This is a genomic window from Spirosoma luteum DSM 19990 (assembly GCF_000374065.1).
Lineage (GTDB): Bacteria > Bacteroidota > Bacteroidia > Cytophagales > Spirosomataceae > Spirosoma > Spirosoma luteum.
In genome coordinates, this window is sequence record NZ_KB893269.1 from 21,193 (window position 1) to 43,370 (window position 22,178).

At 49.4% G+C, this 22,178-nt stretch carries 24 protein-coding genes and 1 pseudogene; 19 read left to right on the forward strand and 6 right to left on the reverse strand.

Going from position 1 to position 22,178, the window contains the following annotated elements; all coding sequences use genetic code 11:
- The first annotated feature begins 51 nt into the window (after positions 1-51).
- The 8 genes from B156_RS29480 (at position 52) to B156_RS0119470 (ending at position 6,532) form a co-directional block, all read left to right on the forward strand.
- Positions 52-357 carry a hypothetical protein gene (locus tag B156_RS29480; RefSeq protein WP_169518268.1) on the forward strand — a complete coding sequence of 102 codons (306 nt, stop codon included), beginning with the start codon at positions 52-54 and terminating at the stop codon, positions 355-357.
- Positions 358-524: 167 nt separating this feature from the next.
- Positions 525-1,349, forward strand: coding sequence for a helix-turn-helix domain-containing protein (locus B156_RS0119440; protein ID WP_026260926.1), 825 nt, complete (start codon positions 525-527; stop codon positions 1,347-1,349).
- 67 nt (positions 1,350-1,416) lie between these two features.
- Entirely contained in the window at positions 1,417-1,791 is a 375-nt protein-coding gene (locus B156_RS0119445) for a nuclear transport factor 2 family protein (protein WP_018621449.1), read from the forward strand.
- Positions 1,792-2,133: 342 nt separating this feature from the next.
- Positions 2,134-2,730, forward strand: coding sequence for a hypothetical protein (locus B156_RS0119450; protein ID WP_211211238.1), 597 nt, complete (start codon positions 2,134-2,136; stop codon positions 2,728-2,730).
- Between the two features lies 1 nt (position 2,731).
- Positions 2,732-3,661 carry an alpha/beta hydrolase gene (locus tag B156_RS0119455; protein WP_018621451.1) on the forward strand — a complete coding sequence of 310 codons (930 nt, stop codon included), beginning with the start codon at positions 2,732-2,734 and terminating at the stop codon, positions 3,659-3,661.
- A 135-nt stretch (positions 3,662-3,796) separates the two neighbouring features.
- A complete protein-coding gene (locus tag B156_RS0119460) occupies positions 3,797-4,321 on the forward strand; it encodes a hypothetical protein (protein ID WP_018621452.1) in 525 nt (174 codons plus the stop codon).
- A 384-nt stretch (positions 4,322-4,705) separates the two neighbouring features.
- Positions 4,706-5,569 (forward strand): SDR family oxidoreductase, encoded by an 864-nt coding sequence (locus tag B156_RS0119465; RefSeq protein ID WP_018621453.1) that lies wholly within the window; start codon positions 4,706-4,708, stop codon positions 5,567-5,569.
- A gap of 54 nt (positions 5,570-5,623) precedes the next feature.
- Entirely contained in the window at positions 5,624-6,532 is a 909-nt protein-coding gene (locus tag B156_RS0119470) for a helix-turn-helix domain-containing protein (RefSeq protein WP_026260927.1), read from the forward strand.
- Between the two features lie 8 nt (positions 6,533-6,540).
- On the opposite strand, the pseudogene B156_RS32630 reads toward B156_RS0119470, so the two are convergent.
- Both B156_RS32630 and B156_RS32635 read right to left on the reverse strand, forming a co-directional pair.
- A pseudogene (locus B156_RS32630) lies at positions 6,541-6,825 on the reverse strand (IS3 family transposase); the annotation flags it as partial.
- Between the two features lie 201 nt (positions 6,826-7,026).
- Complete coding sequence (locus tag B156_RS32635) at positions 7,027-7,668, reverse strand: IS3 family transposase (RefSeq protein WP_425423311.1); 642 nt, start codon at positions 7,666-7,668, stop codon at positions 7,027-7,029.
- Positions 7,669-8,268: 600 nt separating this feature from the next.
- Between B156_RS32635 and B156_RS0119480 the strand changes: the two genes are divergently transcribed.
- The 4 genes from B156_RS0119480 to B156_RS0119495 all read left to right on the forward strand — a co-directional run bounded on the left by B156_RS0119480 (position 8,269) and on the right by B156_RS0119495 (position 9,820).
- Complete coding sequence (locus B156_RS0119480; RefSeq protein WP_018621455.1) at positions 8,269-8,748, forward strand: DUF2975 domain-containing protein; 480 nt, start codon at positions 8,269-8,271, stop codon at positions 8,746-8,748.
- Positions 8,749-8,751: 3 nt separating this feature from the next.
- Positions 8,752-8,979 carry a helix-turn-helix domain-containing protein gene (locus B156_RS0119485; RefSeq protein ID WP_018621456.1) on the forward strand — a complete coding sequence of 76 codons (228 nt, stop codon included), beginning with the start codon at positions 8,752-8,754 and terminating at the stop codon, positions 8,977-8,979.
- 242 nt (positions 8,980-9,221) lie between these two features.
- On the forward strand, positions 9,222-9,446 hold the full coding sequence (locus B156_RS0119490; protein ID WP_157627101.1) for a hypothetical protein: 225 nt from the start codon (positions 9,222-9,224) through the stop codon (positions 9,444-9,446).
- Complete coding sequence (locus B156_RS0119495) at positions 9,431-9,820, forward strand: type II toxin-antitoxin system VapC family toxin (RefSeq protein ID WP_018621458.1); 390 nt, start codon at positions 9,431-9,433, stop codon at positions 9,818-9,820. The genes B156_RS0119490 and B156_RS0119495 overlap by 16 nt, the downstream gene beginning before the upstream one ends.
- 356 nt (positions 9,821-10,176) lie before the next feature.
- Here the strand turns inward: B156_RS0119495 and B156_RS0119500 are convergent, their stop codons facing one another.
- Together B156_RS0119500 and B156_RS31475 are read right to left on the reverse strand one after the other, a co-directional pair.
- Positions 10,177-12,195: a M13 family metallopeptidase gene (locus tag B156_RS0119500; protein ID WP_018621459.1), complete on the reverse strand. Its 2,019-nt coding sequence runs from the start codon at positions 12,193-12,195 to the stop codon at positions 10,177-10,179.
- A 132-nt stretch (positions 12,196-12,327) separates the two neighbouring features.
- Complete coding sequence (locus B156_RS31475; RefSeq protein WP_018621460.1) at positions 12,328-12,504, reverse strand: hypothetical protein; 177 nt, start codon at positions 12,502-12,504, stop codon at positions 12,328-12,330.
- Between the two features lie 84 nt (positions 12,505-12,588).
- Here B156_RS31475 and B156_RS0119510 point away from each other — a divergent pair, with 84 nt between their 5' ends.
- Both B156_RS0119510 and B156_RS0119515 read left to right on the forward strand, forming a co-directional pair.
- On the forward strand, positions 12,589-13,044 hold the full coding sequence (locus tag B156_RS0119510) for a (2Fe-2S)-binding protein (RefSeq protein ID WP_018621461.1): 456 nt from the start codon (positions 12,589-12,591) through the stop codon (positions 13,042-13,044).
- Between the two features lie 118 nt (positions 13,045-13,162).
- Entirely contained in the window at positions 13,163-15,436 is a 2,274-nt protein-coding gene (locus B156_RS0119515; RefSeq protein ID WP_026260929.1) for a xanthine dehydrogenase family protein molybdopterin-binding subunit, read from the forward strand.
- Between the two features lie 91 nt (positions 15,437-15,527).
- On the opposite strand, the gene B156_RS0119520 is transcribed toward B156_RS0119515, so the two are convergent.
- On the reverse strand, positions 15,528-16,439 hold the full coding sequence (locus B156_RS0119520) for a helix-turn-helix domain-containing protein (RefSeq protein ID WP_018621463.1): 912 nt from the start codon (positions 16,437-16,439) through the stop codon (positions 15,528-15,530).
- A 155-nt stretch (positions 16,440-16,594) separates the two neighbouring features.
- Here B156_RS0119520 and B156_RS0119525 point away from each other — a divergent pair, with 155 nt between their 5' ends.
- The 5 genes from B156_RS0119525 to B156_RS0119545 all read left to right on the forward strand — a co-directional run bounded on the left by B156_RS0119525 (position 16,595) and on the right by B156_RS0119545 (position 20,222).
- Positions 16,595-17,446, forward strand: coding sequence for an aldo/keto reductase (locus B156_RS0119525; protein WP_018621464.1), 852 nt, complete (start codon positions 16,595-16,597; stop codon positions 17,444-17,446).
- A gap of 50 nt (positions 17,447-17,496) precedes the next feature.
- Positions 17,497-17,964 (forward strand): nuclear transport factor 2 family protein, encoded by a 468-nt coding sequence (locus B156_RS0119530; RefSeq protein WP_018621465.1) that lies wholly within the window; start codon positions 17,497-17,499, stop codon positions 17,962-17,964.
- A gap of 98 nt (positions 17,965-18,062) precedes the next feature.
- Complete coding sequence (locus B156_RS0119535; RefSeq protein WP_018621466.1) at positions 18,063-18,527, forward strand: nuclear transport factor 2 family protein; 465 nt, start codon at positions 18,063-18,065, stop codon at positions 18,525-18,527.
- Positions 18,528-18,582: 55 nt separating this feature from the next.
- On the forward strand, positions 18,583-19,212 hold the full coding sequence (locus B156_RS0119540) for a flavodoxin (protein ID WP_018621467.1): 630 nt from the start codon (positions 18,583-18,585) through the stop codon (positions 19,210-19,212).
- 26 nt (positions 19,213-19,238) lie between these two features.
- A complete protein-coding gene (locus tag B156_RS0119545; RefSeq protein ID WP_018621468.1) occupies positions 19,239-20,222 on the forward strand; it encodes an aldo/keto reductase in 984 nt (327 codons plus the stop codon).
- A 317-nt stretch (positions 20,223-20,539) separates the two neighbouring features.
- Here B156_RS0119545 and B156_RS0119550 read toward each other — a convergent pair whose 3' ends face one another.
- Positions 20,540-22,156: a SulP family inorganic anion transporter gene (locus B156_RS0119550; protein ID WP_018621469.1), complete on the reverse strand. Its 1,617-nt coding sequence runs from the start codon at positions 22,154-22,156 to the stop codon at positions 20,540-20,542.
- Between the last annotated feature and the right edge of the window lie 22 nt (positions 22,157-22,178).

Here is a 22,178-nt window from a genome sequence, read left to right on the forward strand (position 1 = left end):
GATTTGAATAAGATTAGCCACATAGTTGACGGTGTTTTGCAATCTAATGAAATGAGATCCGACTATGCTTTGGTGTTTAAGCAATTTGGTAGCAGTTTATCAAATCCCTCAGAACCAATTGTTGATCAGCATGTTTTGAGGGCGTTTGAAATTGGTACTTTGGAGGAATTTTCTGAAACCCAAGTGGCTCACTTGCGGAAGAAGAGCACTTACAAATCGTCGGACAAGAAAGTACTAGATGATTATCGGAGATGGTTCCAGGCTACAATTTTACGCATCCCGGAACATGAAAGGGACGTTTACAAAGAAAAGTTGGACAAATTTCTTTTCTTAAAAGGCAAGGCTGTGAAAATTTGACCGCACTACAAGTAACATCGGCTTGCCAAAATACGGGCTGGAGAACAGGCTTTGGGTAATGGAAATTCTATGCTAATTTAGAATGTTGGCCGAACGAAAGTAAAACGCAAGCCCGTACTGCGCCAAGCCATTTACCGTATCTACTGTGCTAGCCTCAGTTTACTATAGTGGAGATAAATACATACATACCGACTAATGCACTACAGGCTTATGTGCAATCTATCCTGGTTTTCCGTTTGGCGACGGAGAAGACCATTCCTATGCCGGTAAACCCATTTCCGTCCACTCCGCAACATAGCCTGTTTTTTTACCTTCACGACCCGATACAAACCCTTTACAGCACCAATGAATTTGTTACCGGCCCACCCACGCTGCTTGTTGGTCCACAACTGACAAGAGTTGATATCAAAATGGGCCACCAGCACCTGATGATCCATGTTGGTTTTAAGCCGGGCGGCCTCCACCAACTCATTGGGGTTCCCATGCACCAGCTAATCGACAGGAGTTATTCGGCTTCCGATGTGTTGGGCAGCGAGGCCGATGCCGTATTGGAGCAGCTAAGAAACACCACCGACTGGCGACAACAGGTTGCTGTTGTAGAAAAGTTTTTACTCAGGAAGCTATCGCGGCATAAACCCGCCGAACCATTTGACAGGGATATTTCTGTTCTTTTGGCACAAAATGGCAACCTGCCCATTGAGGACGTGGCTGCATCCGCCTGCCTGAGCTTAAAACAATTTGAGCGGAAATGTAAAGAGCGGATTGGGTTGCCGCCAAAGCTGTTTGCCAGGCTTATCCGGTTTTCCAATGCTTACCGCATCAGAGAAACAAACCCACAGCTAAGCTGGTCCACCATCGGTTATGAAAGTGGTTATTTCGATCAGATGCACCTGATACGGGATTTTAAAGAATTTGCTGGAGTGACACCAAAAATCATTACGAACGACCTAAAGCATACGCCTTACCGCCTGCAGGTGAACATTCAGTTGTAAAATGTCTTTTTTGTACTATTTCTATCCTACCTGTTGGGGATAGCTTTGGTGTAAAAAACGCACGGACATGAAACAGATAATTTTATGCTGCTACCTACTGGCAGGCAGCCTCCTGGCAGGCAGCCTCCTGGCAGGCGCTCAGGACAGAGCAACCGATGAAAAACAGATCAATGAGCAGATCGATGCCATGATTGCGGACTGGAACCGCCACAACTTCGACAACATAACAGGGGCCATTGCTCATCTTTTCTGGAGTGTAGGCGCATTTTATCCGCCCGATGGCGTGGATAGAGGGACTAATAAAATGGGGGACGACCATGAATTAGCAACCCTTGTTATGATAAAACAAAATGGCAAATGGCTACTTACAGCCGGCCATAACATTGTCATTGATGAAGAGGCAGCCAAGGGCAATCCAGTCAATTACATGCCTAAAAACTAATGGTCAGGTTAACAAGGTGCCTTGTAGCGGGCAGGTAACATTGATCTTGCAGCACAAGGCACTAGCCCCTGCCCGTATGTGGGCGGGAGCTAGTACCTTGTAGGTACCAAACCGGATTGATGACTACTGTATTGGCTGGAATAATTTCACGAAAAAGACTTGTAGGTATAGGTCATGCGAATCCATAAAATAGCCGCTGACTAAATACCTATTACTGTACAATGAACAGATTGCAATTGGCTAAAAAACTATTCATAAATTATCGGCAGTTTTCCGAAATGAATTGGCGAAAAGTCACATAGAACGGGCGGCACGTCGCCCTCATTTTATCCGTAAACGTTTATGCGCTTCCCACATCTGGTAAAAACAGGCCCCTACCTACTCCTGAGGAGCTTCATGTTTGTCTGGCTGACTTATTCTTCCTGCATGGGGCAAAATAGCCCACCAGGACCCAATGGTGCAGTACTGGACGTAGGCATCCGGCTTCAGAAGACCATCAATCTCTACGCCGAAAATGGCATTACCGTCCAGTATACCAACCCCAAACTGGTTACTCAACGTTTGTACGTAGGGCTGAGCTACGTAACATCCCGGTTTGGTACGGCCCTTGGCTCCAACGCCATTAAACAGGATAATTTTTTAGTCCACGCTGCCTATTACTTTCGACCGAACTGGCTGATTCGGCCTATGGTCAAAGCGAATGTAGGCTATTTCAAAGCCGATTACGGCGACGCTATGTTCAACGTACTGCCCCGAACATCGCTGTTGGCTTCGCCCGAAGTAGGCCTTTGTTACTGTCCTAACATTCCGCTCAAAGTCAACGCATCCCTTGGCTATAATTTACTAACCGGCAACGGAGTAACTGGTCCGGGTACGCTATACCCGGTTTTCGTACAGACGAGTATTACCTGGAACATCCTGAAGAAAACGACAAACTGATATGAAAGCAATTATTAGCCTGCTGGTTATGATCGTTGGCGTGGCCTGCTCATCGGAGCCAACCATTACGAAAGATATGCTCGACGGGGGAACGTTGTTTGACCCGTCGATTTACAAACCTGAAAATTACCTCGTCTCAAAAGCAATTCCGACCCCAACCCCTGAGCAAGCCCGAAAACCGGTCATTATTGCCTGCCATGGCTACACCGCTACAACGTTTGAGTGGGATGAACTGCGTACCTGGGCTGCGGGCCGAACCGATATTTTACTATCGCAGGTATTGCTGGGCGGTCACGGACGCAGCTACGACGAATTCAAGAAATCGACCTGGCGCGACTGGCAGTCTGCCATCACGGATGAATACGATCGCCTGGAGAAATCAGGCTACCAGAACATAAACCTACTAGGGTCTTCTACCAGCGGAGCCCTGCTCATGGAACTGGTGGCCTCGGGCTATTTCGCGAACCGGACCGCCCCCCGTAATATACTGCTGGTTGATCCCATCGTGATTCCGTCTGACAAAACCCTGTCGCTGGTTAAGGTATTTGGTCCTATGCTGGGCTATGTCGAGACCGACCAGTCGGCAGATGAAGATAAAGTGTATTACCGGTTCAGACCTCAGGAAACCCTGCAGGAGTTGCAAAACCTGCTCACCACCGTGCGAAAAGACCTGGAGAAAGGCATCAAACTTCCCCCAAACTGTACTCTGAAAGTCTACAAGTCAAGCAAAGACTCGTCGGCCGATCCGGTGAGTGCCGTACTTATTCACAAAGGTATTACCACGGACCAGGGCAAACCGATTACGGTCGATTTAATTGACTCCGACCTGCACGTTTATACCCGGCTAAACCTGCGCAGCAACGTGACAACCAAGGATCGAACCAACCAAACCGCAACCTTTACTGACATTGCGGCAAGGGTGCTTCGGTAATCAGGCCAGGCAACCAACAGTTCAGAGACAATAACCGGCCTACCAGGTATGGCGTGAATGAATCGCTTATTGTGAGCTGTCAACACGGGCGGTTAAGCGGGGACGCATCCTGTTTGATGAAGACTACTATTCGAGATGAACCTTGGTTTCCTGCTCCCCTTCGACAATTTCATACTCCTGACTAATCTTACACAGACGGAAGTAAAAGCTCGGTTTGAACGCATCACTGAACCCCAAATCGGTTTTCGCCTATTTCCTGAAAGAAGAGAGAAACCTTACGAAGGCAAAATCATCGGCGAGACTTTTGAAATTAGCAGAATAATCAGAGGACGAAACTCATTTCTTCCCCTTATAAAAGGACGTATCTCAACGAATGCAGGGCAAACTCAGATAGCTATCCGGATGCGACCTGTAATTGCCGTTTTACTCTTCATGACCTATTGGTTGGGCACTGTTGGGTTAATGTGCCTTGGTCTTATCGCTTCAGGTGCGCTGCAGTTTAAGGGCTTAACGGTACACAGTGATTCACCTGCTACGCTTGTTCCATTCGGCATGCTTGCTTTTGGGTACGGTTTATTGATGGTAGCGTACAGGGTAGAAAGCCATAAGTCAAAAGCATTTTTCAAACAGCTATTGGAAGCAGAGGAATGGCTAGAGTAAAACTCCATTGATTAGGGCCTGCGCTTATTGATGCGTGAATTAGTTCGTAAAGTTGTTGCTTAATAGAAGTTGCCGAATGGTCTCTAAAGCCACACCAATCAGCTATAAAATTTACAGACTTACTCACGGATCAATAATAACAGAAAGTTGGATCGGCAGATGTTTTCCAAATAGCCATGCTGCCGAAAGTTTTAGAACGTGTTGGGGAATTGAAAAGGACTGAAGACGTGCCAACTTTGCGGTCGCCAAACTACAGAATCATGACCAAACACGTTATAAAAGGCGCATGTCCAGTAGTTAATTCGACTACAATAATCACAAATCCGGCTACGTCTGTAGGTTGGGTAGGGCGGACCTTTGTCCTAATCAAAACCGAATAACGCCATGATCTTAGTAACCGGAGCCACCGGCCAGTTAGGCACCGCCATCATCCAACAGCTCCTGCAAAAAGTACCGGCCAGCCAGCTTGCTGCCTTCGTGCGGGACGAAACTAAAGCTGTCAACCTGATTAAACAGGGTGTGACCATACGTTTGGGTACCTACGATGACATCGAGTCCCTTGACAACGCAATGGAGGGTATAGAAACGGTCTTGTTGATTGCGGGTACCGACGAGCAAAACCGGGTTCGCCAACACCAGAATGTTGTAGATGCGGCAAAGAAAGCCCGTATTCAACGGATTGCCTACACGAGCCGGGCGCTGAAGGACCCGGCCACGCTGGTTAACCGGTTGATGGAAGGCCACTTTCAGACCGAGGATTATATCAAAGCTAGTGGACTGCCCTACACGCTGTTTCAGAATATCCTGTATATGGATGCTATTCCGCAGTTTGTGGGCGGTGATGCCGTTTTTGAGCGCGGTATCTGCGTACCGGCCGGGCAGGGCAGGGTTGCCCTGGCCTTGCGAAGCGAGATGGGCGAAGCCATAGCGAATGCCCTGGCTACTAACGCCGAAGGCAACGTAACGTACCAGTTGACGGGTAGTGAGTCGTACTCTTTTTATGACCTGGCCGCTGCTCTGACCAGCCTGTCAGGCAAGTCAGTTACGTACACACCAGCGGAGCCTGCTACGTTTGAAGCCCAACTTGTCGGACGCGGTTTGCCAGACGTAGTGGCCCGGCGAATCACTGGATTTATAACGGACATCGCCAATGGGCAGGAAGACATTATAAGCCCTGACCTGGAAAAGCTGCTTGGCCGAAAGCCGGCTGCACTTAAAGAGGGGTTAACCTTGTTGTACAAACTGTAACACCCGTCGCCTGGCTTTACGTAGCACAACGCCCGGCGATAAGCCCATCGAATTATGCCAACTGAGCCGCTTCTCCGAATCGATACCCTATCTGCCTATCATCAATTCGCTGGCCTTCCCAAACCAGCCCACCCGCTCATTAGCGTGGTCCGGTTTGACGACATCAGACCACGGAAGACTGAGCCGCCCAAAAGCATTGTTAATAATTTCTATTCGATTGCGCTGAAACATAATTTCAGAGGCCGGATGAAATATGGACAACAGCCGTATGATTTTGACGAAGGCGTGATGGTCTTTTTAGCCCCCGGTCAGGTGCTTTCTGTTACGGCTGATGAGTCCCATGAGCACAGCGGCTGGCTGTTGATGATTCACCCTGATTTTTTGTGGCATACTCCGCTGGCCAAAACGATTCGACAGCACGACTATTTTGACTATTCCATTCGTGAAGCCCTGTTTTTGTCTGAAAATGAGGAGTCAATGATTGTCAGTATCATTCGGCAGATTCAGCAGGAATACCAGGCGCCAATTGACAAATTCAGTCAACACATCATCGTCGCTCAGCTCGACGTACTGCTCAACTATGCCGACCGGTTTTACCAGCGGCAGTTCATTACCCGCAAGATTACTAACCACCAAATTCTTGATCGATTTGAAGCAGTACTTGAGGCCTATTTTGAGGGCGACGAGCTAACTGGTTTGCCATCAGTAGGCTATATGGCCGAACAACTCAATCTATCGCCGACGTATCTGAGCAGTTTGCTGAAGACACTGACGGGGCAAAACGCCCAACAGCATATTCACGATAAGTTGATTGAAAAGGCCAAAGAAAAGCTGTCGACGACTAAGTTGTCTGTTAGTGAGATTGCCTATGAATTAGGTTTTGAACACCCCCAGTCGTTCAGTAAGTTGTTCAAGAGCAAGACGAACTCCTCCCCGCTGGATTTTCGCCATTCGTTCAATTAGGCCAATCGCTAAGCTGCTGTATAATCAAGACTTGGACTTGCAACAGTATATTGGAGAATTTTTATACGGCCATTGAGGAAGTGTAAAAATAAGATTCCTGCTGACTGGGCGTACCGTAATTCAATATTGAATGCTTCCGTCGGCGCAGGGCGGCCTGTGCCGTTGTACCAACCCTCGATATACTCGAAGGTGGTCAACCGAGCCGCAGCCCGCGTCGCAAAATAAGTATGGTTGATCATCTCGCACTTGAGGGTCTTGAAAAAGCTATCAGCAACCGCATTATCCCAACAATTGCCTTTACGACTGCTCCGGCAGCCTGGTCATACTTTGCACCACCGGCAAATCCTTTAGTTCATCCCTAAATTCAGTGCAGGCATATTGGATACGGCACCGGCCGCCCGGCTCGGTCCGAATGAAACAGAAGTTGACCACCTATTGATCTGTTTGTGAGGGCCATACGCCAAGCTTCTACACTTGTCTCCACTACTTTCATACTATCTCTCATGGCCCAACCAACCACTTTTCGGTCGGCCAGATCCAAAATTACGATTAGATAAAGACACCCCTGACCCGTAGCGATGTAGCAGGGCGGCCTGTGCCGTGATGTCTGAGACCCACTTTTGCCCTGGTTTATCAGCCGTGAACTCTCTATTCAGCACGTTTTTAGCTATTGGGTAATCACGATTTGATTCCGTAGTCTGCCCCCGATACTTTTTACACGTAATGCTGCGAATCCTGGCCTTCTTCATGATTCTGGCAATGCAGTTACGGGATGCTTTCACGCCCTGCTCGCGGAGCTCATCCGCAATCCGGGCCACCGTGGCGCGGGACTTCCGTAACGACACTGGCTTTTGCCATGTACTCGTCGGATGCGATATTTCCCGTCTCCCCTGGAGAAGATGCTGACCGCCGGGGTATATCGCGCTCCATCTGAGCCTCTCTAAGCTCTCGTTGCAACCTTCTGATCTGTTGCTGTTCGTCCGTAAGGGTGGTATTGGCAAGCAGGATTCGATCGTTTTTTTGTGCCGTTGCCTCCATTTACTGATTCGTCCCGGATCGATGTCCAGTTCGTTGGCGGCCTCTTGAATTGATCCTTTTGCATACGATAACTCGACCGGTACGCCGGAGCGGGCCATTTCCTTGAAGGCTTCGTCGAACACACACGGTCCGCCGTTGCGGTCGTTTAACCATGGTCAAATTGAAGTTTGTCCCCAAATCTGCCTAAAAAAAGTCTCCAGTCAAATGTAGCAACTCCAGATCAACAGTACAGAGTAATTCACCTGCTACGTTTGTTCCATTCGGCATGCTTGCTTTTGGGTACGGTTTATTGATGGTAGCGTATAGGGTAGAAAGCTATAAGTCAAAAGCATTTTTCAAACAGCTTTTAGAAGCAGAGGACCCGGCAGCCGGTCTATAACCAGCAAGCGATTTTCGGGAAGTCCCATAAGCATTTTTCTGCCTGTTGGCCAAGCTAACAGCTTATCAAAGAATAGTTAGGCCTTTTAACTCAATTGCGTCCACACAAGCTAAACGGCTGTATAGACGCAATTGAGTTATATATGTTTACGAGTTAGCGGTCATTGTAACGGACAGCCCAACGAATCCTGACCGTCTGACAACTTAGGATTAGACAACAGGCCTTTACTTTCCTGCTCCTTTCTAAATACATTAAATATTTATTAATAAACAATAAATATTTATTACGTTTGCTACACAAATAAATATATAACATCACTATGAAAGGAGTTTCGATACTATTTCTTCAGGCAGTCATCGTGCTTATCGGCATCGTGGTACTGGCCATTTTGATCCGGGTTCCCCTAACGGAGGGAAGAGCCACCAACCGGGACTTGTTCAGCATTTACGCTGACCCGTTCATCCTGTATGGCTACGCAGCGTCAATTGCTTTTTTTGTTGCCCTGTATAAGGCGTTCAAACTACTTGGCTACATTGGCCAAAATAAAGTTTTCTCGTCAGACTCGGTTAATACCTTGAAGAGTATAAAGCACTGTGCCATCGTACTAAGTGTTCTGATTGTGTTGGCGGGACTATACATCAGACTATTCCACGATAAAGAAGACGACCCAGCGGGTTTTATCGCCCTTTGTATCGTGACTACTTTCGTGTCTATCGTATTTGCTACGGCTGCGGCAATAGGCGAAAAACTCCTGCAAAATGCCATTGATCTGAAAGCTGAAAACGACTTAACAATTTAAGCTATGCCCATTATTGTAAACGTAGACGTGATGATGGCAAAGCGAAAAATTTCATTGAATGAGCTTTCTGAACGAGTTGATCTAACGTTATCGAACCTTTCTATCTTAAAGACAGGGAAGGCGAAAGCCATACGCTTTAGCACTTTAGAGGCCATTTGTAAAGCACTAGACTGCCAACCAGGTGATATTCTGGAATATGTAACTGACGAAAAAAATCCAACGACCCCCTAACAGGCGGTTTGGCAACAGGGCGGGGCGCCGACTGTATGCTCCACTTTTATTCTCCACTCAGCAGTAGTCCGGGCTTGACCAGTAAAGCCGAGCAGTAGAATAAACTATGAGCGTTCACTTATACATTTAGCATCGGTGACGGCTGACGATTTCCAACTACCGCCACATTGCCAAGCCACAAATTGATTGGTGTCACTTTACAAGACCTTCAGAGTTCGACAATTCTTTATAAATTTGTTTTTATGCAAGTACAGGTAGATATAGACTTCAATCAGCTGCTCAAAATTGTGAAAACCCTGCCTTCAGGACAATTGCAACAATTAAAAGCCGAACTAGAAAAAGAGACAAAAAGCGACAAGTCCGCTGACTTAGAAAGGTTGCTTTTGAACGGTCCGACTGCCACTAAAAAGCAATTGGATACTATGGCTAAGAACAGAAAAGCTATCAATCAATGGCGGACAAAATAATATTGGTTGACACCTCCATACTTATTGACTATTATCGTAAGACCGACAAAGAAAAATCCGTTTGGATAAGCTTAGTGCGACAAAGTTATTCGTTCGCCGTTTCCACCGTGACCAAATATGAGATTTACGCAGGGGCGACAACCAGTCAGTTAACATTTTGGGACACTGTTTTTCAAGCCATTACTGTAATACCGCTAGATGAACTTTCGGTAGACACCGCCGTGATTCTCAATAGTGCTTTGAAAAGAAAACGGAAGCAAATAGATCTAGCTGATCTATTCATTGCAGCAACTGCAGTTGCCCACAACCTTTCCTTAGTGACATTAAACAGAAAGCACTTCGACAGGATAGACAACTTGAACGTGTTAGAATAAGGCAAATGCACAAAAAGGGTGTTGGTGCATGTGGAGCGGGGCGTTGGAGCAGTCGATTTCAGTTCCCTATCAGCAGCATCAGATGGACGTTAACTATTTGGCTTTAGCTCTTGACTTTAAATTGAAATCGAGCAGCTGTTCTAGACTGAACGTAATAAAATATCCTACCTACAGCAATACCTGTCCGTTACTTTTCCAGCCTAATTTAAAGAAGCGAATTTCTGGGTAACTATTATACAAAAATGGGAACCACCCGTACGGCCCGCCGTCGAGGTTCCCATTTTTGTATCAAGTGCGTTTCAATTAGTTCGTTGCCAGCTTAAACAACGTTTTGAACATTGGCTAAGTCTCAATCTTCACCAAACTACTATCCGGTCCTTTTCGGGCTTGTACATTTTATTGCCCGGCTGCACACCGAAGGCGTTGTAAAAAGGCGTGAAGTTCATGAGCGGGCCGTTTACGCGCCACCTGGCTGGTGAGTGTGGATTGGTGTTTACATACGTTCCCATAAACGCATCCGTGGTTTTTACGCGCCAGATTCGGGCAATCGAGATAAAGAACCGCTGCTCGGGCGTGAAGCCATCCAATTTCGTCGTACTCTTCCCCTGCTCGGTCAGTTTAAAGGCATCGTAGGCAATGGCCACCCCGGCAATGTCGGCGGTATTTTCGCCCACGGTCAAGGCCCCTTTCACGTGTACGGAATCCAGCACCGTAAATTGGTTATACTGGTCAATCACCTGTTGGGTTCTCGCTTTGAATTTGGCGTAGTCCGCTTTGGTCCACCAGTTGGTTACGTTGCCGACTTTGTCATATTGGGCACCCTGATCGTCGAAGGAGTGGGTTATTTCGTGGCCAATCACCATGCCGATACCGCCATAGTTCAGCGCATCGTCGGCATTCACGTCGAAATAAGGCGGTTGCAGGATGCCTGCTGGAAAAACGATTTCGTTGAGGGGTGGATTGTTATAGGCCGTTACCGTGGGCGGGGTCGTGTGCCATTCCGTCCGGTCGACGGGCTGCCCTACGTTAGCCAGGCTGTAGTCGTACTCATTCTTAGCCGCCGACAACCGGTTTTCAAAATAGGCGTCCCGCTTCACGTCCACCTTTGAGTAATCGCGCCATTTGTCCGGATACCCGATTTTCTCGGTGAAGGCATACAGTTTGTCTTTCGCCCGGGTCTTGGTCGAATCGCTCATCCAGTCCAGTTTGTTGATGCGGGCTTCGAAGGCTTTTTTGAGGTTACCGACCAGCACTGCCATTCGTCTCTTGGCCTCCTCCGGGAAGTACTTTTTCACGTATAACTGCGCTAGTGCTTCGCCCAGCGAACCATCGACCGCCTGCGTCATGTCTTCGGCCCGGGTTTTCTTTACCGCCTGTCCGGTCAAGAGTTTGGTGTACGCAAAATTCGCATCCACAAACGGCTGGCTCAGGTACGTGGCGTAGTTGGTCAGGGCATGGGCTTTCAGATAAACTTTCCAGTCATCGATGGGAATGGCGGTCAACAGCGTATTCAGTTTGTCGTAATACCCCGGTTGGGCCACATTGACGGAGTCAGCCCGTACCCCCAGGTCGGTTAACAGGGTTGTCCAGCGCAAGTCAGGCTGTTTTTTCGCCATATCAGCCACCGCCATTTTGTTGTAGTTCGCCTTTACTTCCCGGCGTTCGATATTCGTTTTGTGGGCCGTAGCCAGTTGTTTCTCAATATCATAGGTAAGGGTCGCATTTTTCCCTGCCGTAGCTGCGTCGGTTCCGGCCAGTTGGAACAGGCGGGTGAGGTAGTTCCGGTACCCTCGTTGAATACCAACCGTCGACGAATCGGTCTTCATGTAATAATCCCGCTCTGGCAAGCCGATGCCGGTTTGTGCAAACTGCGCAATATTGACCGAACTTCGCCGGTTATCGGGCCCTACGTAAAACCCAATGATGGACCGGTTACCGGCTTTCTGCTCATCGGCCACTAACTTCAGCAACGAAGAAACATCGTTTACGGCATCGATACGGGTGAGCAGGGGTTTGATGGGGTCATATCCCCGTTTGTTGTTGGCCGCTATGTCCATGCCCGACGCGTAAAAATCGCCCACTTTTTGTTCGAGGCTCCCGGCCGGAAATTGCCCGGCCGAAACGCTGTCCAGGATACCCTGCAGCCGGATGCGCTGGGGGTAGTTCATAAAGGAATACGCCCCCACGCCCGCCTGACTGGCTGGTATGCGGGCGGTGTCAGTCCAGATGCCGTTGGCGTATTTGAAAAAATCATCGCCAGGCTTTTTCGTTGCGTCAATGCCCGTGATGACAACGCGGTTTGTGGTCGGCATGGACGCTCGCTGACAGGCAACTGCCAGTAACAGCGTCAGCGAGAAATAAAGAAGTCTTTTCATAGTTTGTTATTCACGTGTACTAGTCAATTCGTACCATCTAAAGGTAGTCAATATAGGAGCGGAACAGATACTGCCCGATTCACTCCGTAATTTTGTTCCCGGTCAATGTGGGGCGACTGTCCTGCGCGCTGTTTAAACAACCGGTCGTTTCGGCATTCCAATAGAGTGCTGTGACTGGCTGAGCACCAGCCAATAAGCAATCTCGTTAACGGTTTTGCTCCGGTCAACGATTTCCTTTCCGGATAGCACAATTGGGAAGTCATAATCAGGAATATTGGTAGAAAAATCAGTAATCTGTATACCATTCATTTCAGTCGTATATAAGACCTTTGTAACAACCGCCTTTACCTGCAATCTGTAGGCTTAGGCTTCTCCGACATAACCCCCAGAAACGTGGCTACGTACAATCTAAAAATCAACGGAAAAATCAGGCAGGTAAACGTCGATTCATCGACGCCCATGCTTTGGGTATTACGCGATCATCTGAATATGCCCGGCACCAAGTACGGCTGTGGCATCGCCCAGTGCGGAGCCTGCACCGTTCATCTGGACGGAACGGCGGTTCGCTCCTGCCAGTTGCCGGTGTCGGTTGTCGGAAAGCAGGCAATTACTACCATTGAAGGCTTATCGGCCAAGGGCGATCACCCCGTCCAGAAGGCGTGGCTGGAACACGACGTAGCCCAATGCGGCTATTGTCAGTCGGGTCAAATGATGAGCGCGGCTTCGTTGCTAAATACCAACCCAAAGCCCACCGACAGCGATATTGATGCCGCCATGAGTGGCAACATTTGCCGCTGTGGTACGTACCTGCGCATCAAAGAAGCCATCAAATCAGCCGCTGTAAAATAGTCATTAATTGGTCATTTATTGTCATTAAGTAGTCATTGATAGTCGTTAATTGCAAAAACAGCTAATGACTATCAATGACCACATAACAACCACCCAATGAACCTAAATAACTTAAGACATGAAAACAACTAAAACTTCATATAGTAGTAGACGCTCTTTCCTCAAATCGTCTGCGCTGGCAGGAGGTGGTTTGATGCTTAGTTTAAGCTGGTTTTCTAAGGCGAAAGCGGTCGACAAACTACAGGAACTGAATCTGCCCGATCAATGGTCAGAACTGACAGCCTATATCAAAATCACGCCCGATAACGTCGTTAAAATTCTTTGCCCTAACCCCGAATTTGGTCAGAACGTCATGACGTCGCTGCCCATGATTATTGCCGAGGAGTTAGAAGTAGACTGGAAGGCAGTAGTGGTCGAAATGGGGCCGCACGACAACACGAAATTAGGGCCGCAGTTTACGGGTGGCAGTAATTCGGTCAGAATGTACTGGAAACCCCTTCGGGAGGCCGGGGCAGCCGCCCGACAAATGCTCCGCGAAGCCGCAGCTCAAACGTGGAGTGTGCCGGTCGAAGAAGTTACAACAAAAGGAGGGTTGCTCATCCACGAAAAAACAATGAAAGTGGCTAAGTACGGCGAATTGGCCTCGAAAGCCGCCAAAATTCCCGTACCTAAGGATAGTAAACTTAAAGCCCCCAAGGATTTTACGATTGTAAGAAAACCGACGAAAAATGTCGAGGGCTTAAAAGTCGTTACCGGCAAACCGATGTTCGGGCTGGATTATCGGGCTGACGGCATGCTCATCGCCATGATACAGCACCCGCCAGCCTTCGGGATGAAACTTAAATCGTTCGATGCGTCACAAACGCTCAAAATGCCGGGCATCAAAGAGGTCTTCAGCCTGAAATTGTATGAAGACGGTTTTGAGCAGGGCGGTTTTGATACCCGCACTTTTAACGAGTTGCTTGTCGTGGTGGGCAAAACTACCTGGGAGGTGATGAATGCCCGCAAAAAGCTGAAGGTCCAGTGGGAGGCTGCGGGTGATACCAAAGATACTATGGGCGGTAGGCGTGGCAAAAAAGAGGTTACCGTTCCGGGCGGGCTTGAAAGTACTACTGCCCAGCTTGAAAAAATGGCGGAGTGGGCCAATAAACCGGCGCAGCAACTACGGAAAGACGGCGACCCCGAGACGGCGTTTAAAAACGCGGCTCAGGTTATCGAACGTACCTATAATGCTCCATTTCTGGCTCATAACTGCATGGAGCCAATGAACTTCTTCGCGCATGTTACCGACGAAAAAGCCGTGTTGGCAGGCCCGTTGCAGGCTCCGGGCTGGGTTGAACCTACTCTGTCGAAACTATTAAACCTGCCTGCCGATAAGATTGAGATTCAAATGACCCGGATGGGTGGGGGTTTTGGGCGTCGGGCCTACGGTCAATATGTCTATGAAGCGGCTCTGATATCCAAAAAAGTTAAAGCGCCTATCAAACTCATCTACACTCGCGAAGATGACATGACCTATGGCATCTACCGGCCGATGTACACGGCTACGTATCGCGCAGCTCTAGATGCCAATAAAAACCTGATAGCCTTCCATGTGAAAGGGGGTGGTATACCGGAGCATCCCATCCATGCCAATCGGTTTCCGGCCGGAGCGATTGAGAACTACCTGGCCGAAGGCTGGGAGATTCCCTCCAACATAACCGTTGGTGCCTTCCGGGCCCCGCGTTCCAACTTCAACGCAGCCGCCGAGCAATCCTTCCTGGATGAAGTGGCCGAGGCCATGGGCAAAGACCCCATTGAGTTCAGGCTGGAGCTTTTAAAACGGGCCAAAGAGAATCCGGTCGGTAAGAACAACGAATACGATGCCGACCGGTATGCAGGTGTACTGACGTTGGTACGGGACAAATCGAACTGGAAGAAGGCGGGCGTCGCTACGTCAGGCAATGAGAAGTATCATCGGGGCGTAGCTGCTTATTTCTGTCATAACTCTTACGCGGCACACGTGGTCGATATGGTGACGCGGGATGGTCAGCCGTATGTGGAGCGGGTATTCAGTGCCATGGACTGTGGTATCGTAGTAAACCCCGAATCGGCCAAAAATATGGTGCAGGGAGCGGTGGTCGACGGGATTGGCAATGCCTTCTATGGGGCTTTGACGCACAAAAACGGCGCTGCCGAGCAAAGCAACTTCCACAACTACCGCCTGATTCGGCATAATGAGGCTCCCAAACAGATTGAGGTCTACTTTGTCGAAAACGACATCGACCCGACCGGCTTAGGCGAGCCACCTTTCCCCCCGGTATTTGGCGCAGTAGCCAATGCCTTGTATAAAAACACAGGCAAACGGCAGTACAATCAGCCGTTTAAGACAGACCCGGAAAAGCGGATTTGAGGGCTTATTGATTCAATGCAACGAGCCGGAACCGATCTAATCGGTTCCGGCTCGTTGCATTGAGGGAAGTGCAGTTCAGTCTTTTAAATCGTTAGGAAGCATTCGCATCAGCAGTCCGACGGTATTCGTTGGGCGATTGTCCGACCCGCTGTTTGAATAACCGCATGAAATGCTGGGGGTACTTGAAGCCTAGTTCATAGGCAACCTGGCTAACCGATTTGCTGTGGTCAAACATCCGCTCTTTGGCCACATCCATCACCTTCGCCTGAATGTATTCCTGAGCCGACTGGCCCGTTTCTTTCTTTACCAGGTCGCCAAAATAATTGGCCGACAGATTTAGTTCACCCGCACAATAGCCTACCGAAGGCAAGCCCATCAGTTGCGGCTTATCAGTCTGGTAATAGGCATTTAGCAACTGCTCAAACCGTTCTAGTATGCCTTTGTGGGCATTATCACGGGTGATGAACTGGCGCTCGTAAAAACGGACGCAGTAGTTCAGAAACAGTTCAATGTTGGATACAATCAACCGCTTGCTGTGCTTGTCAATGGCATGCTCCAGTTCGTAGTCGATTTTAGCAAAGCAGTCCAGAACCAGCTGCCTTTCCCGATTGGACAGATGCAGGGCTTCATTGGATTGGTAGCCAAAGAAGGTGTAGTCCTGAATATGCCGCCCCAGGGCTGTTCCATGGATTAGATCGGGGTGAAAGATCAGCGCATAGCCTTTGGGCTGATACGTCTCGCTGTTGCTGTTCATGCCCGCCACCTGGCCGGGTGCCAGAAAAACCAGGGTTCCTTCCTGGTAATCATAGGTATGCCGACCATACACCAGATCACCGCACTTGACATCTTTAAGGAAGATGGTGTAAAAGCCGAAATACATTCGGGAACCCTGTCTGGGGTCTGCCTTCGACAAGTCCACCACACTCACCAGCGGGTGGCGTGTTTCGTTGTTATTAAAGACGTTGTAATCGTTTATGGTCTCAAATCGGCGCAGGATATCCATAGCACAGTGGTTTATCTACTTCAAAATTAGCGCTTTCCTGATACGTTACCTGGTGCGTAAACCGCAATCAGTAATAATGGTTGTACTATCCGTAATCTGTATACCATTCGGGCGAAGAAATGGGGGGACCTTTGTTCTGTCAACGTAACATACCTATGCAACAAGTCATTTTGAACAACGGGGTCGAAATGCCCATCCTTGGTTTTGGAGTATTTCAGGTGCCTGATCCGGCCGAATGTGAACGAAGCGTGCTGGATGCCATCGCAACCGGTTATCGCTTAATTGATACGGCAGCTTCCTATGGCAACGAAGAAGCCGTGGGACAGGCCATCAAAAAGAGTAATGTATCAAGAGAAGACCTATTTATCACCACCAAACTCTGGATTCAGTCCAACGGGTACGAGGGCACTAAAAAAGCGTTTGACCTATCCCTGAAAAAGCTTGGGCTTGATTACCTGGACCTGTACCTGATTCATCAGCCCTATGGGGATGTATACGGCTCCTGGCGCGCCATGCAGGAGCTATACAAAGAAGGTCGGGTGCGGGCCATTGGTGTTAGCAACTTTCATCCCGACCGGCTCATTGACCTGATTATTCACAACGAGATCGTTCCGGCCGTCAATCAAATCGAAACCCATCCGTTCCATCAGCAGGTTGAGACACAGCAATTCCTGATTGAAAATGGGGTGCAAATTGAGTCGTGGGGGCCTTTCGCGGAAGGCAAAAACGACATCTTCCATAACGAACTACTGGGATCAATCGGCGCGAAGTACACTAAGTCCATTGCTCAGGTTGTCCTGCGCTGGCTAACCCAGCGGGGTGTCGTGGCTATTCCCAAATCCGTTCGCAAAGAGCGAATGGAAGAGAATTATAACAGCCTCGATTTTGAGCTGAGTGCCCACGATATGGAAGCCATCAAAACGCTGGATACGAAGGCAAGTCTTTTCTTCGACCACCGCGACCCGGCTATGGTCAAGTGGTTGGGGGAACGAAAGCTTAATGAGTAAATCACGCGTATAAGAAATATAACAAACCAGTATAAACGGATAAAATCAGTATGAAAGCAATCATTCTAGGACTGTGTTTCTTTAGCATGGGCATCCTATCGGCCACTGCTCAAACAAATTCTTCGGCAGGCACTCCCACAACTGCCGAACAGGAAATTATACAGCTCTCCAAAATCAAATGGCAGTGGATGTCCGATAAGAATGTGGATAAGCTAACTGCCTTGTTCGATGAGAAATCGATGTTTGTCCACATGGGTGGCAGTTGGGGCAAGAGCCGGGAACTGGAGGTCATTAAAAGCGGAAACATCTGGTATAAGCAAGCGAAAGTTTATTCAACGACAGTCAATATGATTGGCAACACGGCCATCCTGTTAAGTGACATTGACCTGGTGGCCGTTGTGGGCGGAAATGAAGTTACCAATCCCTTTATGGTGACGGAGGTATATGTGGCCCAAAACGGCAAATGGACCATGGGCCAACTCTCGTTCTCCAGGCTGATGAGGCCCGTTAAAAACTAACCCCGTTGACGCCGTCCGCACTACAAGCGTCGTGAACACGGAAAGTTGGCATGTACAGATAACCAGATAAGTAGTTAACCCTTTACATCAATCGCTCTATGAAAGCATCAATTCTCGGCCTGTGTTTCTTACTGATGGGTATGCAGGTATCCTTCGCTCAGCCCCCAAAAACAGGCACGAACGCCGAGCAGGAAATCAGTACGCTCTCGAAGCAGAAATGGCAGTGGATGTCCGACAAGAATGTGGACAAGCTGGCTCAACTCTTCGATGACAAGGCCAAATTTGTTCATATGAGTGGTACCTGGAAAAAGGCCGAAGAGCTCGACGTCATTAAAACCGGAAGCATCTGGTACAAGAAAGCGGATGTGTACGATACGGCGGTAGAGATTGCTGACAACACCGCCATCATCTGGAGTCGTATTACGCTGACCGCTGTGGTCCGGGGTAATGACGCCGTGACTGAATTTACCGTGACTGAGGTCTATAAAAAAGCAGGGAACGACTGGAAACTATTAGCCCTGACATTTAGCAGTGTACGGGACACCCATGCGATTAAGCATTAACCAGGTGGCTTGTTGTCACGCGATTGAGGTAGTTGCCAGTTAAAATTGGAACAATATGAAAATGATCATGCACAGTCTGCTGGCATTTCTTCTGTTGATTGGGGCTTGGTCATCGCAAACGGAGAGCGTTCAGGGTACCGATGAGGCTACCGTAGCCCCCAACAAGGTATTGATTGTGTATTTGTCCCGAACCAACAACACGAAAGCCATTGCAGAAATTATCCACCGCCAGGTAGGCGGGAAATTAGTAGCCCTTGAATTAGAAAAACCCTATCCCGAAAACTACCGGGCTACGGTGGAGCAGGTAGCGAAGGAAAATGAAACCGGTTTCCTGCCCCCGTTGAGGACAAAAATTGACAACATCGGGCAATACAACGTCGTGTTCGTTGGCTTTCCCACCTGGGGCATGCAGCTGCCCCCGCCCATAAAAAGCTTTTTGCGTCAATACGGCGGACCGCTAAAGGGTAAAACCGTCATTCAGTTTAATACCAATGGCGGCCATGGTATTGGCAGTACGTTCCAGACCGTAAAGGAGTTATGTCCCAACAGCAACGTACTGGACGGTTTTACGATGCGGGGCGGATCGGAACGGGATGGCCAATTGCTGGTTATCGAAGGAGCCAGGGCAAAAGAAGCCGAAACAGCCGTCATGAAATGGTTGAGGACGATTAACATACTGAAATAAGGCCGCACCCCTCAATATATACGACAATGGAAACAAGAATAGTAGGAAACAGCGGCCTGGCCGTGTCTGCACTGGGCTTAGGCTGCATGGGGTTAAGCTATGGCTATGGTCCGGCAACCGACAAGCAGAACGCCATCGGGTTAATTCGTGCCGCTTTTGATAAAGGCGTTACTTTCTTCGATACGGCGGAAGCCTACGGCCCGTTTGCCAACGAAGAGCTGTTGGGCGAAGCGCTGCAGCCTTTCCGGGACCGGGTGGTGATTGCCACCAAATTCGGGTTTCAGCAGGGAGACTCCACCAAAGGGCTGGACAGTCGCCCTGAGCGTATTCGTCAGGTGGCCGACGAAGCACTGAAGCGGCTAAGAACAGACCGGATCGATCTGTTTTACCAGCACCGCGTTGACCCCAACGTGCCGATGGAAGAGGTGGCCGGAACGGTCAAAGAACTGATCCAGGAAGGAAAAGTAAACCACTTCGGCCTGAGCGAAGCGGGTGTAGCGTCGATTCGGAAAGCCCATGCCGTACAGCCGGTTGCCGCCCTGCAAAGCGAGTACTCACTCTGGTGGCGGGAGCCGGAAAAAGAAATACTACCGACCTTAGAAGAATTAGGCATTGGTTTCGTTCCGTTCAGCCCGTTAGGAAAAGGATTTCTGACGGGAAAAATTGACGAAAACACGCAGTTCGATAAGACGGACTTTCGCAACGTGGTCCCACGCTTCTCGGAGGAGAACCGGAAAGCCAACCAGAAGCTGGTGGACCTGCTGGGCGAACTGGCAATGCAACGGGAGGCTACCCCAGCGCAGGTTGCGCTGGCCTGGCTATTGGCCCAGAAACCCTGGATTGTGCCCATTCCCGGTACCACAAAACTGCATCGGCTGGAAGAAAATATTGGGGCATCGTCAGTCGAGCTTTCTGCCGAAGACATCAGCCAGATTGATGATGCCTTCTCAGCCATACCGGTACAGGGTGATCGTTACCCGGCGCACCTGCAAAAACGGGTAGGCAATTGATGAAAATTCAGATCAAGAGGGCAAGGCAGCGGTCTGTCCACCGGCTTTGGTATGGAAATTCGACCGGGAAGTCCCCGGATTTACCCCAGAATGTATATACGTTTCTACCTGCTCATGCAGGGTTGAGCAGGTAGAAACCCTCGTGGAAGAACAGGAATAACTACCCTTCTCGAAGGCAAGGTTGCTCAATTAAAATAACCTGGCGGGGCTTCATAAATGCCATCGAGCCGGTCTCATGATCGAACCGGGTGCGGCCGTAGCGGATATAAATAGAACAGTTGGGGAAGTGTTTACCGTCCATTGCGGCAGGTACAGGCTTAATTGACCTGGCTCGCCTGTTTGCTTACAATAGGTTTTCCGTTACGGCGGCTCAGGCGCACCTCCTGAAGTTCGTACGTAATGCCCTGCACCTTTGCCGTTTCCTGGTAATCGTAAAGCATGTTATAGATGTCGTGGTCGATGAACGGGGCTTTACTGCCATCAATCAACACGGTATCGCCGGGTTTAAGCGAGCCTAATGCTTCTTTCAGCTGCGGCTTGCTCAGGAAGTACAGGTCTTTCTCAAACACAATGGTCACCTGCTTTCCCTCCCGGGTCAGGTGAAAGGTCGTCTGGAAATTAGTGTAGAGCACAAAGATTATTCCTACCACCGTGCCCACCGCAATACCGATCAGCAGGTCGGTGAAAATAATGCCGACTACCGTTACTATGAATGGAATGAACTGGTTCCAGCCATCCTGGTACGTTTTTTTGAAAATAGCTGGTTTAGCCAGTTTGTAGCCTACCATAATCAGTACGGCTGCTAGGCAGGACAGCGGAATCTGGTTAAGCAGGGCACCCCCCAGAAAAACCGCCAGCAGTAGCAGTACACCGTGCAGGATGGCAGACACCCGGGTGCGCGCTCCCCCATATACGTTAGCCGATGTACGAACCACCACCGACGTAACGGGCAATCCGCCAATCATCCCCGACAGCATATTGCCAATGCCCTGAGCGATCAGTTCCTGATTGGTTGATGACACGCGTTTGGCCGAGTCGAGCCGGTCGGATGCTTCGAGGTTCAACAGGGTTTCCAGGCTGGCTACCAGGGCAATGGTGGCCGCTATCCCGTAAATCTGCGGGTTTGCCAACATGCTGAAATCGGGGAAATCAAAGATGGAAAAGAGGCTTTTTCCCGGCGCAATGATAGGAATCTGCACCATGTGCTGCTGGGCCGTATCGCCCAGGTACCAGCCGGGTACCGCCACCCGGAAATACTCGTTGAGTGCTATTCCCAGTATCACTACCACCAGAGCCGCCGGGAAGTTTTTAATGAGCGGGCGTTTATCGCGACTGGTCAGTTTCTCCCAGCCAATCAGAAAGCCCAGCGAAAGAACACTGATCACAACCGCCCCGGGACTGGCCGTTTCCACCGCCCGGTATAGTTCAGACAGCGTATTCTCCCCATCGGCCAGTTGCTGAAACTCATAGTCGCCTTCGTAATCATTATCGCGCCCCAGCGCGTGCGGAATTTGTTTCAGGATAATAACGATGCCGATGGCCACCAGCATCCCTTTAATCACACTATCGGGAAAGAAACCACTGAAGCGACCGGCTTTTATCAATCCCAGGATGAACTGCATCAGGCCCGCCAGCACAACGGCTACCAGAAATGCTTCGTAAGACCCTACCTTTGTAATGGCGTCGGCCACGATTACGGCCAGACCGGCAGCGGGGCCGCTCACGCTGATTTCCGAACCCGAAAATAACCCAACCACAATGCCGCCGATCACACCGGCCACCAGGCCCGAAAATAACGGAGCACCCGATGCCAGGGCAATGCCCAGGCAAAGGGGCAGGGCAACAAGAAACACCGACAGACCGGACGGAAGATCCTGACGAAAGTAAACAGAGCGATAATCCCGGAGGGTACGAAAAGGGGTAAACAGTTGCATAAAAGTATATTGACCGTGTTGG

What these genes read in the sequence shown, in the direction of transcription:
- B156_RS0119495 (WP_018621458.1), top strand. Translation starts at nt 9,431, where the DNA reads ATGGCGGACAAAATAATATTGGTTGACACCTCCATACTTATTGACTAT.
- B156_RS32635 (WP_425423311.1), bottom strand. Translation starts at nt 7,668, where the DNA reads ATGGCCCGCTCCGGCGTACCGGTCGAGTTATCGTATGCAAAAGGATCA.
- B156_RS0119490 (WP_157627101.1), top strand. Translation starts at nt 9,222, where the DNA reads ATGCAAGTACAGGTAGATATAGACTTCAATCAGCTGCTCAAAATTGTG.
- B156_RS31475 (WP_018621460.1), bottom strand. Translation starts at nt 12,504, where the DNA reads ATGAATGGTATACAGATTACTGATTTTTCTACCAATATTCCTGATTAT.
- B156_RS0119465 (WP_018621453.1), top strand. Translation starts at nt 4,706, where the DNA reads ATGATCTTAGTAACCGGAGCCACCGGCCAGTTAGGCACCGCCATCATC.
- B156_RS0119470 (WP_026260927.1), top strand. Translation starts at nt 5,624, where the DNA reads ATGCCAACTGAGCCGCTTCTCCGAATCGATACCCTATCTGCCTATCAT.
- B156_RS0119545 (WP_018621468.1), top strand. Translation starts at nt 19,239, where the DNA reads ATGGAAACAAGAATAGTAGGAAACAGCGGCCTGGCCGTGTCTGCACTG.
- B156_RS0119500 (WP_018621459.1), bottom strand. Translation starts at nt 12,195, where the DNA reads ATGAAAAGACTTCTTTATTTCTCGCTGACGCTGTTACTGGCAGTTGCC.
- B156_RS0119480 (WP_018621455.1), top strand. Translation starts at nt 8,269, where the DNA reads ATGAAAGGAGTTTCGATACTATTTCTTCAGGCAGTCATCGTGCTTATC.
- B156_RS0119535 (WP_018621466.1), top strand. Translation starts at nt 18,063, where the DNA reads ATGAAAGCATCAATTCTCGGCCTGTGTTTCTTACTGATGGGTATGCAG.
- B156_RS0119550 (WP_018621469.1), bottom strand. Translation starts at nt 22,156, where the DNA reads ATGCAACTGTTTACCCCTTTTCGTACCCTCCGGGATTATCGCTCTGTT.
- B156_RS0119525 (WP_018621464.1), top strand. Translation starts at nt 16,595, where the DNA reads ATGCAACAAGTCATTTTGAACAACGGGGTCGAAATGCCCATCCTTGGT.
- B156_RS0119530 (WP_018621465.1), top strand. Translation starts at nt 17,497, where the DNA reads ATGAAAGCAATCATTCTAGGACTGTGTTTCTTTAGCATGGGCATCCTA.
- B156_RS0119450 (WP_211211238.1), top strand. Translation starts at nt 2,134, where the DNA reads ATGCGCTTCCCACATCTGGTAAAAACAGGCCCCTACCTACTCCTGAGG.
- B156_RS0119455 (WP_018621451.1), top strand. Translation starts at nt 2,732, where the DNA reads ATGAAAGCAATTATTAGCCTGCTGGTTATGATCGTTGGCGTGGCCTGC.
- B156_RS0119515 (WP_026260929.1), top strand. Translation starts at nt 13,163, where the DNA reads ATGAAAACAACTAAAACTTCATATAGTAGTAGACGCTCTTTCCTCAAA.
- B156_RS0119520 (WP_018621463.1), bottom strand. Translation starts at nt 16,439, where the DNA reads ATGGATATCCTGCGCCGATTTGAGACCATAAACGATTACAACGTCTTT.
- B156_RS29480 (WP_169518268.1), top strand. Translation starts at nt 52, where the DNA reads ATGAGATCCGACTATGCTTTGGTGTTTAAGCAATTTGGTAGCAGTTTA.
- B156_RS0119445 (WP_018621449.1), top strand. Translation starts at nt 1,417, where the DNA reads ATGAAACAGATAATTTTATGCTGCTACCTACTGGCAGGCAGCCTCCTG.
- B156_RS0119485 (WP_018621456.1), top strand. Translation starts at nt 8,752, where the DNA reads ATGCCCATTATTGTAAACGTAGACGTGATGATGGCAAAGCGAAAAATT.
- B156_RS0119540 (WP_018621467.1), top strand. Translation starts at nt 18,583, where the DNA reads ATGAAAATGATCATGCACAGTCTGCTGGCATTTCTTCTGTTGATTGGG.
- B156_RS0119460 (WP_018621452.1), top strand. Translation starts at nt 3,797, where the DNA reads ATGAACCTTGGTTTCCTGCTCCCCTTCGACAATTTCATACTCCTGACT.